This is a genomic window from Muriicola soli, from assembly GCF_004139715.1.
Classification (GTDB): domain Bacteria; phylum Bacteroidota; class Bacteroidia; order Flavobacteriales; family Flavobacteriaceae; genus Muriicola; species Muriicola soli.
Genome location: NZ_CP035544.1, coordinates 2,265,307 through 2,281,987, shown reverse-complemented (window position 1 = coordinate 2,281,987; position 16,681 = coordinate 2,265,307). Strand labels below are relative to the sequence as shown.

Here is a 16,681-nt window from a genome sequence, read left to right as displayed (position 1 = left end):
TTGATGACCTATAACGACACCCTGGACTGGATGTTCGCACAACTTCCCATGTACCAGCAAAAAGGGGCTTCAGCTTACAATGGTAAACTTCAGGGTATACAAGCTTTTGCTACTCATTTAAGAGAGCCACACCTCAATTTTAAAAGTATTCATGTGGCGGGAACCAATGGAAAAGGATCCTCCAGCCATATGCTTGCGTCTATACTGCAGGAAGCAGGCTATAAAACAGGCTTGTATACTTCTCCTCATCTCAAGGATTTCCGGGAGCGCATTAAGATAGACGGACAAATGATATCAGAGGAAGATGTTGTACAATTTATCTCTGATAACAAAGCGTATATCACCAAGAATCGGATATCGTTCTTTGAAATGACCGTAGCGCTTGCGTTTGATTTTTTTTCAAAGGAAAATGTAGATATTGCCATAGTAGAAGTGGGTTTAGGGGGTAGACTTGATTCGACCAATATTATTTTTCCGGAAGTCGCGCTTATCACAAATATCGGAATGGACCATGCAGACCTCCTGGGAGATTCGGTAGAAAAAATAGCTTATGAAAAAGCGGGGATTATTAAGCCATATACCCCGGTGGTTGTAAGTGAGAAACAGACAGAGACTACGGAAGTATTTACTGCTGTGGCAGGACGTCAGCAGGCTAAGCTGATTTTTGCTGAGGAGATGGTGAAGAAAGTCTATTCAACTTCTTTACTAGGCAGTTATCAAGAGAGAAATATAAAAGGAGTAGCTGCAACCGTACAATTGTTGGGGCAGTTTAAGGTAGAAGAAGCGCATATTATAGCGGGATTGAAAAAGGTAGAAGAAAATACCGGACTCCTGGGTCGTTGGCAAATAATAAAGTCGCATCCAAAGATTATAGCTGATACGGCACATAATAGTGAAGGTCTTTCGCTGGTTTTGGATCAACTCTTAAAAGAAGAGTATCAAGATCTATATATTATCCTGGGGATGGTAAAGGAGAAAAACCTGGATCAGATTCTTCCTTTGTTTCCGGAGAAGGCCCATTATTTGTTTTGTAAGCCCGATATTCCAAGGGGATTAGACGCACATCTCCTGGAGGCAAAAGCGAAAGAATATGGCCTCAAAGGAAATGTTTGCGGTTCTGTAGGCGAGGCCCTGGAACTGGCTAAAAAAAGAGCAAAAAACAATGATATTATTTTTGTAGGGGGAAGCAATTTCACGGTAGCCGAGGTGCTGTGATTTTTTACTTTTTTTATTTTAGGTATCAAAAAACTATTCTATATTTGCACTCCTTTTCGGGCTCTTAGCTCAGTTGGTTCAGAGCACCTGCCTTACAAGCAGGGGGTCACTGGTTCGAATCCAGTAGGGCCCACAACAATCAGAAAATCCACGCGAAATTGCGTGGATTTTTTTTCCCCGAAAGTCGCCAAACTGGTTTGAACAACTGCAGGGGAATAAAAAGATACACTGAACTTCCGTGCGATGTAATTTTCTAATTGCAGTCGTACTTTCTGAATCTTAAAATATTTCCGATATTGCAACGCCTTATGAATGGAGTGTTAGCTCAGTTGGTTTAGAGCACCGCCTTGACAGGGCGGGGGTCGTTGGTTCGAATCCAATACACTCCACATCAAGCACTAAATCCATCCGCATTTGCGGATGGATTTTTTATTTTCTCGAAGCATGGCATACTTGTATGCCCATGTGAAGAGAAAATAAAAAACCTTCGGCGACTTAAGTCGCCGGGATTTAGTATTTGCAGTAGCGGACTGACTTTGGATCACGAGCTAAGCGAGTAATCCAAGTACCAGAAAATCTAAACTCAGTTTGAGATTTTGGAGGGAATAAAAAGAACACATCCAGCCAGAGCGGGATGTAGATTTTCTAATTGCAGAAGCGGACTGACTTTGGATCACGAGCTAAGCGAGTAATCCAAATTGTTATTGCAATGAAAGAATCTCACCCTTCTGTGGATTTAGGAATAAGTTCCCCTTTGATACTTTAGTTTTATAGGATGTCGAGGATCCTTTCAAGGGCCATTCCACGAGATCCTTTGATTAAAACTGCTCCTTTTTCCAAAGGGTGTTCTTTTAGATAATCTGAAAAGTCTTCAAATGAACTGAAGGTATTTCCATCGGTCTTAACGCGGGAAAAATTCTTCCCTACAAAATACAAACCATCAAAAGATAGGTTTGCAGTGAGGTCTGCAATCGCCTGATGCTCCATGGGGGCTTCGTCCCCCAATTCAAACATATCTCCAAGGAGTACGGTTTTGGATTTTGCCGGTATTTTATCAAATGCCTCAATTGCTGCTTTCATACTACTGGGATTGGCATTGTAGGCATCGAGATAGATTTCCAGTCCCTTCTTGTTTAAAATTTGAGACCGATTATTCTCGGGCCGGTACGCTTCTATCCCCGCCTTGATTTTAACTAGAGGAACTTTTAAATACAGCCCAATAACTACCGCAATTGCGGCATTTGTAAAATTGTAAGCCCCGGGTAAATTTGTATTTATTTCCGTTTGTTCAGTTTGAAGTTTTACATAGGGATCAGCAGAAAGAAAAAGGATCTGATAATTGGCAATATTGCCTTTACTGAACCCGGTTTTATTGGGGTAGTTCTTTAGTTTTTCAGCTTGAATAGGGTCATCAGCATTCCAGAAAATATGTTTTTCATGGGATATCAGGTGCTGAAATAATTCACTTTTGCCTTTAATAACCCCTTCAACACCGCCAAATCCTTCCAGGTGGGCCTTCCCAAAATTGGTAATATAGCCGTGGTCAGGTAGGGCCAATTGGCTCAAGAATTCAATCTCTTTTTGATGGTTAGCCCCCATCTCAATTACCGCAATCTCAGTATCTTTCCTGATAGTCAACAACGTAAGGGGTACTCCAATATGATTATTCAAATTTCCTCTCGTTGCAATGGTGTTGTATTTCTGGGCAAGTACGGAATGTATCAGCTCTTTGGTAGTCGTTTTTCCATTACTTCCGGTGAGGGCAATTATTTTGGCTCCTGACTGTTCGCGGTGGTAGGTTCCCAGTTGTTGCAGTGCAGTTAGAACGTCTTCAACAAGGAGATATCGTTCATTGTGCATGTATTCATCTTCATCGATAATGGCATATTCAGCACCTTCCCGCAGGGCTTGCTCAGCAAAGGTATTGCCATTGAAGTTCGGTCCCTTAAGAGCAAAGAATAGTCCGCCAACCGCGATCTTTCTTGAATCTGTGGAGACCTTCGGATGCTTGAGATAGATTTGATATAGGACCTCTATTGTCATGGCCTAAAAATAAAAAAAAACCCCGGCAAGATGCCAGGGCTTCACTTTATGTTATATATAGTTTTTAACTATTTTGCTTTCTTACCACGAACGGTCTTGTTCTTGGTTTTCGACTTTGAACCTACGCGCGACATGGCACATCTGAAACCGATATAATCTGTGGCCATATATTGGGGAAGGAACCTTCTCTGGGCGGGATCTAACCAATAGGCCCTGTCTCTCCATGAACCTCCTTTGTAGACGCGAACTTCGTCATTAATTAAGGTTGTTCTTTCATTGCTGGTATCATAGCCTCTGACGATGTTACCTGCGGAATCCCTTTCTACTTTATGCTTTGGTGAATCGTACATTTTTCGCTGATTCGCCTCGTCTTCTTCTTCACTAAATCGATCGAAGAATCTTGTAGATCCGGGGTCTCCATCTCTATATCCACGGTTATCACTTTGTGAAAAGTTGGTTCTGAGATAGGTTTCTTCTTCATCTACCGGTACCATAAGGATTTCACCCGGAAGATTCACAGCTACTACTTTTCCATTGGGCAGAGTGTCGAAAACAATACTGTCCCTCAGGATTTTAACTTTTCCATCTTCTCCGATAGCGGTCTTGGAATATATATTTCCACGATAATAGTTAAAGTCGCTGATTTCGTCATCTACAATAGGCCTGTAAACATCTGCCACCCATTCGGCTACATTACCTGCCATATCGTATAACCCAAGATCGTTCGGTTTATATGATTTAACTTCTGCAGTAATATCAGCACCGTCATCAGACCATCCGGCGATTCCTCCGTAATCTCCTTTTCCTTGCTTAAAGTTAGCCAGCTGATCGCCACGTCCAACTCTTTGTCCATTTCGGGTATACTCACCTTCCCATGGATATTTTTTTCTTCCTCTGTAATTATTATACTCCCTGCTTCCCTGTAAGGCTGCGGCAGCATATTCCCATTCCGTTTCTGTTGGAAGACGATATTCCGGACTTATAATTCCACTACTTCGCTTGGCAAAAGTAGAGACAGAGTCTTTTTTCTTATTTCCTTGCAGGGAATCAATCTGACCGTTATAAACAGATTCAGGCCTGTTGAGGTAAGCCTCGGTATTAAACGTACCTGCAACCTCTCCGGTTACCGCCTGGTATTTTGCATCCTTGGCAAGAAATCCTTCTCGCTCCAATACAGCTTCATTAACACGATCTGTACGCCATTCGGCGAATTGAGTCGCCTGTACCCAGTTTACACCCACCACAGGATATTCGGCATAGGCGGGGTGACGCAGGTAATTATTGGTCATCGTTTCATTGAAACCTAAACGATTACGCCATACCAGCGTATCGGGTAGCGCGCCTTTATAGATATTTGCGTATTTCGGATTTTCAGGAGGATACACACTCTTCAGGTAATCGAGATATTCCAGGTACATTACATTGGTAACCTCGGTCTCATCCATATAAAATGACTGAACATGTTGTTGAGTAGGGGTATTGTTCCAGTCGTGCATCACATCATCCTGTACCTTACCTTTAGTGAAAGTACCTCCTTCAATAAAGACAAGTCCGGGTGCTGTTTCTTGCTCTTTAAAATCTGAGTTGTATTGAAAACCTCCTTCTTTGGCATTGATCTTCCAGCCTGTGGCCCTGGATACATTTTTTGAACTAGACGATTTTTTACAGCTGGTGACTGTAAAACCCGCTACTAGTACGGTGCAAGAGAGTACAACTTTGATAAATTGTTTTTTCATCTGTTGATCTTTGATTTAATAGTTTTTCAGATACCTATAGAATGAACTTTATGCCGATGTATATGTTCTTTCGTAAGTATCTGTTCCTTTCAGGACTTCTTGTGCTTTAGTCTCTTCAACCTCTTGAAAAGACCCGGTTATATAATTAAATTTAATGTCCGGCTATTTAAACGACGTTTTACATATAATATTTTACAGCCTGGTAATTTCTTAAAGCCTGTTTACTATATATATTTAGCCAACATTACAACTTCATAACGGAACAAATATCATTATAGTATGAAGTGCCGTTTTTCTTTCCTTGGTCATCCAAAAAAAATTATCGAATCTACTGGCTTAGACGCTATCTTACAGGCAGGTATCGATGAACGGTTTATCGTTTTGTATCGGGAACGATGAAATAAAGCCGAGTTTTGTACAAGATATTCTCAAATTGGCCGTTTACCACATGTATAAATATTAATTTCCTGTAGTGAACTTGGGAATCATCACAGATTCTGAAGGGTTTTTTTGCTGTTCTATACAGGTTCGGAGGATTACCATAGATTATATATAAGTGTGAAAAATATGAGAAAATTAACAGGCTTACTTATTTTTTTTGGCGCATGTAACTTAATTGCTCAACAGGAACGGGTAATAACCACGGCAGTACCATTCTTGACCATTGCTGCTGACGCACGTGCAGCTGGAATGGGGGATATGGGTGTTGCCACATCAACTGATGCATTTTCCCAGCAGTGGAACCCTGCAAAATTTGCCTTTGCTGAACAGAAGATGGGAATAGGTGTAAGTTATACCCCCTATTTGGAAAGTATCATAACGGATATTTCACTCTTAAATGGTAGTTTCTACAACAAGATCAATGATCGAAGCGCATTTGCATTTAGCCTGCGCTATTTCACCCTGGGTGAAATTGAGTTAAGACAATTTGCCAACGACCCTGGAACCCTTGCAAAACCCAATGAACTCGCTCTCGATGGATCGTACTCCCTGAAACTAAGTGAGCAATTTTCGATGGCTGTTGCAGGTCGTTTTATAAGATCTAACCTCAGACTTCCTGAGATCAGCAATGTGGATTCGCAGGCTGCAAGTTCCTTTGCGGTAGACGTTGCAGGGTATTTCAGATCTAACGAAATTGCATTCTCCAACTTCAATGGTCGCTGGAGAGCAGGCTTTAATCTTTCCAACCTCGGAGGTAAAATACAATATGACGAAGGAGGTCAGGAAAACTTTCTCCCAACCAACCTGAGATTTGGTGGAGGATTTGATTTTATCCTGGACGAAGACAATGTTCTTGCAATAACAACAGAATTCAACAAATTACTCGTTCCTACTCCGCGTGATTTTGACGGCGATGGGGATGTCGATTCGGAAGACAACGATGAATATCAGCAAATAGGTTTTCTCAGTGGTGTTTTTGAATCTTTCGGTGATGCCCCTGATGGCTTGAGTGAAGAATTTCAGGAGATCACCTGGGCATTGGGAGCAGAGTATTCCTTTCAACAGTCATTTATGGTGCGTACCGGATACTTCAACGAAAGTGAAGCAAAAGGTTCACGTAAATTCTTTTCCCTGGGTGCCGGATTTAAATTTAAAGCAGCCCAAATAGATCTGTCTTATCTATTCTCTTCGTCACAAGTAAGAAACCCTCTTGAAAATACCTTGCGATTTTCGCTGACCTTCAATCTGGGTGAAGAATTCATCAACAACTAATAAATTTAAAATAGAAATTAAAACCTGCCTCTGTGCAGGTTTTTTTATTTTCGGGCTTGTGTAATCGTATATTTAGATATGAAAAAACAATCCCATTCATTTGAACTTCGAATTTTTGAATCTCTTACTGAACTTTCAGATGAAGACGCGGCCCTGTTAGTACAGGCGCAAAAGGCTAGAGAAGATGCATATGCTCCCTATTCAGCATTTAAAGTAGGGGCGGCTGTGCTGCTTGCAAACAGAAAAGTGGTTATCGGGAATAATCAGGAAAATGCCTCTTATCCTTCGGGCTTATGTGCGGAACGCGTCGCTGTTTTTCATGCCGGTGCCCAGTACCCGGGGGTAGCTATTTTAAAAATAGCAATTGTTGCCGGGCCTTTAAAGAATTCTATCAGCAAACCCGCTGCTCCTTGTGGGAATTGCAGGCAGTCTATATTTGAATACGAGAGGAAACAGAATCAAAACATCGAATTACTCCTAATGGGTACTAACGGGGAGGTTTATAAATGTCCGTCCATCAAAGACCTCTTGCCCCTGGCTTTTGGCAGTGATTTCCTTGAATAATTTGCCTTCAATATATTAAGTAAAATCTCTTCCCTAGCCACGCTATGACGGCCTTGTAAGCTTTTTTCTCAATTCTTTTTCACTATGAATATTATGTGTATTTTTGTTTTTCTGTGAATATTTCCAAGGGAGAACACCAGCCCGAGGCACTGACAATCGAATAAACTACATTTTCAATGAAAAAAATTTCCAAAGAGGTCTATCTTAAGTGGTATGAGGATATGTTGTTTTGGCGCAAGTTTGAGGACAAACTGGCCGCAGTCTATATCCAGCAAAAAGTACGTGGTTTTCTTCATTTATACAATGGACAGGAAGCTGTTCTAGCCGGTGCTTTACATGCTATGGATCTTTCTAAAGATAGAATGATTACTGCATACAGGAATCATGTTCAGCCTATTGGGATGGGTGTAGACCCACGGAAAGTGATGGCCGAATTATACGGAAAGGTTACCGGTACTTCCAAAGGGATGGGTGGTTCAATGCATATATTTTCCAAGGAACATCGTTTCTACGGAGGGCACGGAATTGTAGGAGGTCAAATTCCTTTGGGCGCAGGATTGGCTTTTGCAGATAAATATTTTAAAAGAGATGCAGTTACGCTATGCTATATGGGTGATGGCGCAGTAAGACAAGGCTCTTTACACGAGTCTTTTAACCTGGCCATGCTTTGGAATTTACCCGTTGTGTTCGTTTGTGAGAACAACGGATATGCCATGGGGACCTCAGTTGCTCGTACTTCGCATTCTACTGAAATATGGAAATTAGGTCTTGGTTACGAAATGCCCTGTGGGCCAGTGGATGGAATGGACCCGGTAACCGTTGCGGAGGAAATGAGTAAGGCCATTGAACGCGCAAGAAGCGGGGGAGGACCAACTTTTCTCGAAATGAAGACTTATAGGTACCGAGGCCACTCTATGTCGGATGCCCAGCACTACCGAACCAAGGAAGAAGTTGAAGAGTACAAAAAGATAGATCCAATTACTCAGGTATTGGATGTAATCAAAGAAAAGAAATACGCTACAGAAGACGAAATTAAGGAGATAGATAATCGCGTAAAGAACCTGGTAAAAGAGTGCGAAAAATTCGCAGAAGAATCAGAATACCCTCCGGCGAATCAACTTTACGATATGGTATACGAGCAGGAGGACTACCCGTTTATTGACCACAAATCATAATTAGATGGCAGAGATTGTAAACATGCCCAGGCTAAGCGATACCATGGAGGAAGGTACCGTAGCTAAATGGCTGAAGAAAGTTGGAGATAAGATAGAAGAAGGCGACATTCTCGCAGAAATCGAAACAGATAAGGCTACTATGGAGTTTGAGTCTTTTCACGAAGGCACTCTGCTGCATATCGGGATTGCCGAAGGTGATGGCGCTCCGGTCGATTCTCTTCTCGCCATTATTGGGGAAGAAGGGGAAGATATCTCCGCTTTGCTCGACGGAGGTTCGGAGAAATCAGACTCAGCTGAGAATCCTGACGAAAAATCGGATACAGCTCAAGTGGAAGTTGATACACAGGGATCATCCTCCACCGAATCATCAGGCGAAATCCCAGAAGGGGTTGAAGTGGTCAAAATGCCCAGGCTAAGTGATACCATGGAAGAAGGAACTGTGGCGACCTGGTTGAAGAAAGTTGGTGATGATGTGGAAGAAGGAGATATATTAGCGGAAATTGAGACGGATAAAGCAACCATGGAATTTGAGTCGTTTTATTCCGGGAAACTACTGTACATTGGAATCAAAGAAGGGGAATCTGCTCCCGTAGACGATGTTCTTGCTGTTATCGGGCCTGAAGGGACTGATATAGATGCCGTTTTGAATACTAAACCTTCTGCCGGCAAGCAAACGGAATCACAACCCCAGGATAGTGGTAAATCTGATTCCGGAAGTGAAAATCAGGAAAAATCTGAATCTCCTGCCCCTGCTAAAAGGCAAGATGGAGAGCGAATATTTGTTTCTCCTCTGGCCAGGAAAATGGCAGAAGAAAAAGGAATCGACCTCAATGCAGTAAATGGTTCTGGAGATAACGGACGTATTGTAAAAAGAGATATTGAGAATTTCACCCCAGCCGCTGATAAAACTGAAGCAGCACCTGCAGCAGCAGCTATGCAGGCGCCCGCCTCTAAGCCGGTAATTCTTCCCGTTGGAGAAGAAGGATCTGAGGAATCTAAAAATTCCCAGATGAGGAAGGTGATCGCTAAAAGACTGAGTGAATCAAAGTTTACGGCACCGCACTACTACCTTACCATAGAAGTGGATATGGCCAATGCCGCAAAATCGAGGGTTTATATCAATGATCTGCCTGATACAAAAGTGTCCTTTAATGACCTTGTAGTTAAGGCTTGTGCACTGGCTCTTCAAAAACACCCACAGGTCAATACCAGCTGGAACGGAGATACTACCCGTTTCAATAAACATATTCATGTTGGCGTGGCAGTTGCGGTAGAAGACGGACTTGTTGTACCGGTACTGAAATTTGCAGATCAGATGAGCCTCACTCAGATAGGATCTGCCGTAAAAGATCTTGCGGGAAGGGCTCGAATAAAAAAATTAACTCCGGCCGAGATGGAGGGAAGTACCTTCACAGTTTCAAATCTGGGCATGTTTGGTATTCTGGAATTTACATCGATTATCAATCAGCCTAATAGCGCTATTTTATCAGTGGGGGCAATTGTAGAGAAGCCTGTTGTGAAGAATGGAGAAATTGTAGTGGGTAAAACGATGAAATTGACCCTCGCCTGTGACCACAGAACAGTTGACGGGGCTACAGGAGCTCAGTTCTTACAGACATTAAGGGCATATATAGAGAATCCTGTAACCATGTTGGCCTGATTCAATTACATCGTATGAAAGAGTCTTTTAAAAAGCATTCAACACATTGATGAATGCTTTTTTTAATAATAAAAACCATCTTATGAACAGAATCTATTTCCTTGTTATTATTGTCATTTTCATAAGTGCCTGTAAGGCTACCAATAATGCGACCATAGATATAACGAATTTCAGCTCTGCGCAACAAATGGAGGCACACATGAATTATCTCGCTTCCGATGAATTAAAAGGCAGGGACACGGGGTCTGAAGGTATAGAAATGGCCGCTGGTTACCTTGTGGACTTTTTGAGGGATCAGGAAATAGCTCCATATTTTGAAGTCTATCAGGACACTCTGGATAATTTTGAACCAGTGGCATACAATATTGTAGGAGTACTCAGAGGTAATGATCCTGTCTTGAGAAATGAAGTTGTTATCATCGGAGCTCACTACGATCACATTGGTATCCGGACGGCAAAGGAGGGTGATTCTATTGCCAACGGGGCTAACGATAACGCCAGTGGTAGTTCTACGGTTATGGAACTGGCACGATATTTCGCAAAGGCGAAAAAAAATAGGCGAACGCTGGTATTTGCATGGTTTAGCGCCGAGGAAAAGGGTTTAAAGGGTTCTGATCACATGGCGCGAAAAATGAAAGCCGATGGGGCAAACCTCTATGCAGTTCTCAATTACGAAATGACAGGAGTGCCAATGGTTGATAAAGATCATCTGGTTTATGTGAGTGGGTACAACAAATCGAATATTGCTGAGGTGAGTAATTCATACGCCGGGGAAAAAGTGGTAGGTTTTCTTCCCACCGCAGAAGAGTTCAATCTGTTTCAACGCTCAGACAATTATCCTTTTTACAAGGTTTTTAAGGTACCGGCACATACTTTTGCAACATTCGATTTTACGAATTTTGATCACTATCATCAGGTAGGTGATGAAGCACAAATTATGGATTTTGAACATATGGCGAGTGTAGTCAATAAGATGATTCCCGCTATTGAAGGAATTGTTAATGCAGATACAAAAGAAATCATCCTGAAGTAATGGCAAAAGTAATTATCACAGGTTGTAGCAGAGGAATAGGGTACCAACTCGCGCAGTTGTTTTCTGACGCAGGGCATGAGGTTTTGGCCTTATCGAGGAATGATGAGCCTGTAAGGGCACTAGGATTAAAAAATCTGCAATGCTTCCCCTTTGACATTTCAAAAGAATCCTCCCTGGCTGAAGTCGGTGAGTTCATCGAAACACATTGGAAAAGAGTCGATATCCTTATTCACAATGCAGGGATGCTGATCAACAATTCCTTTGAGGCAACCACCACAAAACAGTTTGAAGAAGTGTATAAGGTAAATGTATTTGGAGTTGCTGCACTGACAAGGACCGTATTACCTTATATGCCAGGTAAAGGTCATGTAGTTACCATTAGTTCTATGGGCGGAGTACAGGGTAGTGCCAAGTTTCCGGGATTAGCCGCCTACAGTTCCAGTAAGGGAGCTGTGATAACACTTACAGAATTACTGGCTGAAGAGTATAAAGAATCTGGCCCTTCTTTTAATGTACTGGCTTTGGGAGCCGTACAGACCGAGATGCTTGAAGAGGCATTCCCGGGATATCAGGCACCGGTAACCGCTGAACAAATGGCCTCTTATATAATGGACTTTGCCCTTAACGGCCATTCGCTTTACAATGGCAAACTCCTTCAGGTTTCCAATTCTACACCATAAGGGAAGCAGATTGTAAAATCACTCTTATTATCCGGGTTTAACTCCATATCGTAATGTAAAGATGGGCTCGGACACAACTGATGTTGAAGAGTATTTTATATTATTTTTTCCTGTAAAGAAGAACTAATCCAAGAAACTTTATTTTTGTCTCAATGGATTCTGTTTTGCAAAAATATCTACCGGAGTATGCTGTAGTTCCTTGCTTTGAGCTTATACGAACCCATGCCGTTAATCTTAAAGTAGTAAATGAAAGAGTAACCCGGCATGGAGATTATCGATTATTGCCCGATGGAAGTCACCAGATAACCGTAAATGCCAATTTAAATCCATATCGATTTCTCATTACCCTGGTCCATGAGATAGCCCATCTGGTGGCCTTTGAAAATTACGGCAGAAGGATTAAACCCCATGGGAAAGAATGGAAATACTCTTTTCAGCAATTAATGCTGCCTTTTTTACGGCCCCAGATTTTCCCGTCTACACTTTTGCCCCTTCTGGCGAACCATTTCAGGAATCCAAAGGCCAGCAGCAGTACCGATGCTAAACTCTCCATAGCTTTGAAGAAATTTGATCCCCCGGGCGATGAAACTCTTTTATTTGAACTCCCCCCGGGCAGTATTTTTAAGTTAAAAAATAGTCGAACCTTTAAAAAAGGACCTAGAAAGGTAAAAAGATATCAATGTATGGAGATCAAAACGGGCCGAATGTACCTGTTTCAACCCCATGCTGAAGTCAAAGAAGTTAAAGAAATTTTCCATGAAAAATAAAAACTACTACGCCGTATTAATGGCCGGAGGTGTTGGATCAAGATTCTGGCCGGTAAGCACCACCAAAAATCCAAAGCAGTTTCACGATATGCTGGGAACGGGCGATACACTCATACAACGCACATTTAAAAGGCTCAACAATTTTATTCCCACAGAAAATATACTTATTCTGACCAATGAGCGGTACAACGATTTGGTTCTTAGTCAATTACCCAAAATCAAACCTGAACAGGTAGTTCTGGAACCCGCTATGCGAAATACGGCTCCTTGTATTCTTTATGCAGCCCTCAAAATTCAGAAAATGAATCCTGATGCCGTGATGATCGTGGCACCCAGTGATCACTGGATTGAAAATGAGGATGCATTTGCCGCAGATGTACAGAGATGTTTTGAAGCCTGTGCGGAAGAAGAGGCTTTGTGTACCCTGGGGATTAAACCCTCCTTCCCAAATACGGGATTCGGATATATTGAATACGAGAAAGAAAGCAAAGTCGATTTAAAGTCGGTAAAACAGTTCAGAGAAAAACCGGATTACGAAACAGCAAAGTCTTTTCTGGACCATGGAAATTTTTTATGGAATGCCGGAATTTTTATGTGGAGCGTGCAGACTATAATAAAGGCCTTTAAAAAATATCAACCTGAGCAATATGAGCTTTTTGAGCGGGGTGTTCCTCATTACAACACGGAAAAGGAAAGTGACTTTATTCGTGCTAATTATGCAGCTGCAGAGAATATCTCTATAGATTATGCCATTCTTGAACGTTCAGATACCATTTATGTCCTGCCAGCCAGTTTCGACTGGAACGACCTGGGAACCTGGGGATCACTGTATGATAAACTGGATAAAGATCCCAATGAAAATGCTGTAGTTAATGGCAAGATACTGGAAATGGATTCCAAAGGGAACATGATACGATTGCCTAAGGATAAAATTGCAGTGATAGACGGATTACAAGACTATATCATTGTGGACAATGGAGAGGTTTTGATGATCGTGCCTAAAGCTAAAGAACAGGAAATAAAAGCAATAGTTTCAAAAACTAAAAGTACATTTGGAGAGTATTACACATAGTTATAAAAGCAATTATGGATAAAGGTAATAACCCTGATTTGGATGACGATTTAGAGGGCGTAGAGGACGTAAAAAAGGACTTTAAAGGGGCCCTGGGATCTGCGAAGCATTTTCTCAGCGAACTATTGGATATCAGGAAGAATACCGATAGGGAGAATACCAAAGAAGCTATTATTGCCGATATTCCTTTTAAAGGACATACGGCCTGGATCTTGGTCTGCTCAATATTCATAGCCTCCATCGGTTTAAATGCCAATTCTACTGCCGTGGTCATCGGAGCGATGTTAATTAGTCCGCTGATGGGCCCAATTCTGGGTATTGGCTTATCCCTTGCTGTCAATGATATTGATACTTTGAGAAGGGCCTTGCGGAATTTTACCGTTATGGTAGTTCTCAGTGTATTAACGGCCTACCTCTTTTTTGAATTCTTTCCTTTACGGGACGAATCTTCAGAACTTTTGGCGCGTACCCAACCCGATATCAGGGACGTTTTAATTGCCTTTTTCGGTGGTCTTGCGTTGGTAATTGCCCGGGCTAAAAAGGGAACAGTGGCCAGTGTTATTTTCGGTGTGGCTATTGCCACCGCCCTGATGCCGCCACTGTGTACTGTCGGATTTGGCCTGGCCATCGGAAATTTTGCATTTGCCGCTGGGGCGATGTACCTGTTTATCATCAACACCATCTTTATAGGCCTGGCCACATTTCTGGTCCTAAAGCTTTTGCGATTTCCCATGGTGAAATACGCAAATTCTGCTAAGAGACGTTTTATAGCCCGCATCGCTTCTCTCGTAGCCCTGCTCGTGATGATACCGGCCGGATTTACCTTTTACAATGTCTTTCAGGAGTCCAGGTTCAGGAATCAGGCCAACGATTTAATTCACAGTATTGTAGATACCTATCAATTTAAGGAGAGGGGCCGCTTTATGAATAATCTTACGGAAATTGAATACAAACCTGAAGGTACTTCTACAATTGAGTTGGTGACCATGGGGGATGAATCTATTCCGGAAAATGTGATTGCCACATGGAAGAATCAAATGTCATCCTACTCTAATTTGCAGAATACTGAACTGAAAATACTTCAGGGGGGCAGGATGATTCCGAGCAGATGTTGAACTACGTAAATGAACTCTACGAAGCTAAAAAGGCAGAATTGCTAAGCAAAGATGAACGAATCAGGATATTGGAGCAAGAGCTAACCGAGCTGAGCAGCTTCGCAAAAAAACAAATTCCCTTTACAGATATAAGTGCAGAAGCCCAAAGTCAGTATGACAATCTGGAGAAACTTTCTTTTTCATATGTGGTCTCAACCGACTTTAAAAAACTCGATACCATTCCCGTATTTGAAGCGAAGTGGAAAGAAGGAATTCGTAGGGAGGAGCTAAATACTGAGGCAAAGAAATTAAATGAATGGCTTAAAATCAGATTAAAGGATGCTAAGGTGCAGGTAAGGGTCTGGCAAGATTAATTGCGTTCCTCAATATACATTTGCCTCACCTTTTTAAATAGCTCAGAAGAGTAAACAAAGTTGGTAACGGCGGCATTGTCAGTTTTAAAAATCTCCTTATTGGAGCCTTCCCATTCTTTAAACCCGTCTTTTAGGAAGATAATTTTCTCCCCAATTTCCATTACCGAGTTCATATCGTGACTATTGATCACAGTTGTAATATCGTATTCCTGGGTGATTTCCTGAATGAGGTTGTCAATTAAAATGGCTGTTTTAGGATCGAGGCCCGAATTAGGTTCATCGCAAAACAAGTACTTGGGATTCATTACAATAGCCCTTGCTATAGCTACCCTCTTCTTCATCCCTCCGGAGATCTCTGACGGATATTTGTGATTTGCATCAACAAGATTTACCCTCTTGAGGACAAAGTTGACCCGGTCTAGCATCTCGGAGGTAGACTGTTTTGTAAACATGTCTAATGGGAACATGACGTTACCTTCAACGGTCATGGAATCGAAAAGAGCACTGCCCTGAAAGACCATCCCCATTTCCTGCCTGAGGTCACTGCGCTCCCTGGGTGCTAATTCTGAGTAGATCCTGCCGTCATAACTGATGGAACCTTCATCCGGATTAAAAAGCCCCAGTAAACACTTGATAAAAACGGTTTTTCCCGAACCACTCTGTCCTATGATCAGATTCGTTTTCCCCTTTTCAAAAGAAGTGCTTATCCCTTTCAGGACATGGTTATCGCCAAACGACTTATGTAAATTCTCTACTTCTATCATCAGCCTAATAACAATTGAGTGAGGATATAATTCAGGATAATAATAACAACACTGGTCCAGACAAATGCCGTAGTACTCGCTTTCCCTACTTCCAGGGCTCCTCCCTTCATAAAGTAACCGTGATATGAAGGTACAGTAGCTATAATAAAGGCAAATACAATGGATTTTAGAAAGGAGTAAGTCACATGGAATGGGATAAAATCGAGTTGTAATCCTTCCACAAAATCAGCACTTGAGCTGAATCCCCCGAATACTCCGGCAATCCACCCTCCAAGTATGCCTATATACATTGCGATCGCCACTACAAACGGATAAAAGAACATTGCAATGATCTTTGGGAAGACCAGATAATTCAGAGAATTGACCCCCATGACTTCCAGGGCATCTATTTGTTCTGTAACCCGCATCGTTCCAATACTGGAGGTTATATAGGAACCCACCTTTCCTGCCATAATAATTGAAGTGAAGGTAGGGGCAAATTCCAGGATCACAGACTGCCTGGTGGCAAAGCCGATGAGGTTTCTCGGAATAAGGGGATTACTGATATTTAATGCGGTCTGAATGGCTACTACCCCACCGATAAAAAATGAGATAAAAACAATAATTCCCATGGAACCATAAATCAGCTCATCAATTTCTTTTAAGATCAGAGATTTCATGATGGGCCATTTGGTAGGTTTCCTGAAAACGTCACGGATCATTATGGAATAACTACCAATAGAGGTTACATAATTCATTGGAGGTGGTATGCTTCTTGCTGTAAAAATAATAATATTAACGGTCTTATAACT

Annotated in this window: 13 protein-coding genes, 2 tRNA genes and 1 pseudogene; 12 read left to right on the top strand and 4 right to left on the bottom strand. The window is 41.9% G+C overall.

The window, feature by feature from the left end; all coding sequences use genetic code 11:
- Positions 1 to 3 precede the first annotated feature (3 nt).
- From EQY75_RS10445 to EQY75_RS10435, 3 genes are all read left to right on the top strand, one after another.
- Complete coding sequence (locus EQY75_RS10445; protein ID WP_129607078.1) at positions 4 to 1,215, top strand: bifunctional folylpolyglutamate synthase/dihydrofolate synthase; 1,212 nt, start codon at positions 4 to 6, stop codon at positions 1,213 to 1,215.
- 58 nt (positions 1,216 to 1,273) lie between these two features.
- A tRNA-Val gene (locus EQY75_RS10440) sits at positions 1,274 to 1,348 on the top strand.
- A 181-nt stretch (positions 1,349 to 1,529) separates the two neighbouring features.
- Positions 1,530 to 1,604, top strand: a tRNA-Val gene (locus EQY75_RS10435).
- A 379-nt stretch (positions 1,605 to 1,983) separates the two neighbouring features.
- Here the strand turns inward: EQY75_RS10435 and EQY75_RS10430 are convergent.
- The gene (locus tag EQY75_RS10430) at positions 1,984 to 3,258 is read right to left on the bottom strand and encodes a UDP-N-acetylmuramoyl-tripeptide--D-alanyl-D-alanine ligase (protein ID WP_129605649.1); all 1,275 of its coding nucleotides are present in this window, start codon (positions 3,256 to 3,258) and stop codon (positions 1,984 to 1,986) included.
- 68 nt (positions 3,259 to 3,326) lie between these two features.
- Entirely contained in the window at positions 3,327 to 4,994 is a 1,668-nt protein-coding gene (gldJ, locus tag EQY75_RS10425; protein WP_129605647.1) for a gliding motility lipoprotein GldJ, read from the bottom strand.
- A gap of 567 nt (positions 4,995 to 5,561) precedes the next feature.
- Between gldJ and porV the strand changes: the two genes are divergently transcribed.
- The 9 genes and pseudogenes from porV (at position 5,562) to EQY75_RS10380 (ending at position 15,126) form a co-directional block, all read left to right on the top strand.
- Positions 5,562 to 6,707: a type IX secretion system outer membrane channel protein PorV gene (gene porV / locus EQY75_RS10420; RefSeq protein ID WP_129605645.1), complete on the top strand. Its 1,146-nt coding sequence runs from the start codon at positions 5,562 to 5,564 to the stop codon at positions 6,705 to 6,707.
- Between the two features lie 78 nt (positions 6,708 to 6,785).
- Positions 6,786 to 7,271 carry a cytidine deaminase gene (cdd, locus tag EQY75_RS10415; protein WP_129605643.1) on the top strand — a complete coding sequence of 162 codons (486 nt, stop codon included), beginning with the start codon at positions 6,786 to 6,788 and terminating at the stop codon, positions 7,269 to 7,271.
- 176 nt (positions 7,272 to 7,447) lie between these two features.
- Positions 7,448 to 8,446 carry a pyruvate dehydrogenase (acetyl-transferring) E1 component subunit alpha gene (gene pdhA, locus EQY75_RS10410; protein WP_129605641.1) on the top strand — a complete coding sequence of 333 codons (999 nt, stop codon included), beginning with the start codon at positions 7,448 to 7,450 and terminating at the stop codon, positions 8,444 to 8,446.
- A gap of 4 nt (positions 8,447 to 8,450) precedes the next feature.
- Positions 8,451 to 10,106 (top strand): pyruvate dehydrogenase complex dihydrolipoamide acetyltransferase, encoded by a 1,656-nt coding sequence (locus EQY75_RS10405; protein ID WP_129605639.1) that lies wholly within the window; start codon positions 8,451 to 8,453, stop codon positions 10,104 to 10,106.
- A gap of 82 nt (positions 10,107 to 10,188) precedes the next feature.
- Complete coding sequence (locus EQY75_RS10400; RefSeq protein ID WP_129605637.1) at positions 10,189 to 11,139, top strand: M28 family metallopeptidase; 951 nt, start codon at positions 10,189 to 10,191, stop codon at positions 11,137 to 11,139.
- Complete coding sequence (locus EQY75_RS10395) at positions 11,139 to 11,819, top strand: SDR family NAD(P)-dependent oxidoreductase (RefSeq protein ID WP_129605635.1); 681 nt, start codon at positions 11,139 to 11,141, stop codon at positions 11,817 to 11,819. The genes EQY75_RS10400 and EQY75_RS10395 overlap by 1 nt, the downstream gene beginning before the upstream one ends.
- 152 nt (positions 11,820 to 11,971) lie before the next feature.
- Positions 11,972 to 12,586, top strand: a complete 615-nt coding sequence (locus tag EQY75_RS10390) for a SprT-like domain-containing protein (protein ID WP_129605633.1) — start codon at positions 11,972 to 11,974, stop codon at positions 12,584 to 12,586.
- Positions 12,576 to 13,658, top strand: coding sequence for a mannose-1-phosphate guanylyltransferase (locus tag EQY75_RS10385; RefSeq protein WP_129605631.1), 1,083 nt, complete (start codon positions 12,576 to 12,578; stop codon positions 13,656 to 13,658). Before EQY75_RS10390 ends, EQY75_RS10385 begins: the two co-directional genes overlap by 11 nt.
- A 14-nt stretch (positions 13,659 to 13,672) precedes the next feature.
- A pseudogene (locus EQY75_RS10380) lies at positions 13,673 to 15,126 on the top strand (DUF389 domain-containing protein).
- On the opposite strand, the gene EQY75_RS10375 reads toward EQY75_RS10380, so the two are convergent.
- Positions 15,123 to 15,890, bottom strand: a complete 768-nt coding sequence (locus EQY75_RS10375) for an ABC transporter ATP-binding protein (RefSeq protein WP_129605629.1) — start codon at positions 15,888 to 15,890, stop codon at positions 15,123 to 15,125. The pseudogene EQY75_RS10380 and the gene EQY75_RS10375 overlap by 4 nt on opposite strands.
- Positions 15,890 to 16,627 (bottom strand): MlaE family ABC transporter permease, encoded by a 738-nt coding sequence (locus EQY75_RS10370; protein WP_129605626.1) that lies wholly within the window; start codon positions 16,625 to 16,627, stop codon positions 15,890 to 15,892. The genes EQY75_RS10375 and EQY75_RS10370 overlap by 1 nt, the downstream gene beginning before the upstream one ends.
- Positions 16,628 to 16,681: the final 54 nt, after the last annotated feature.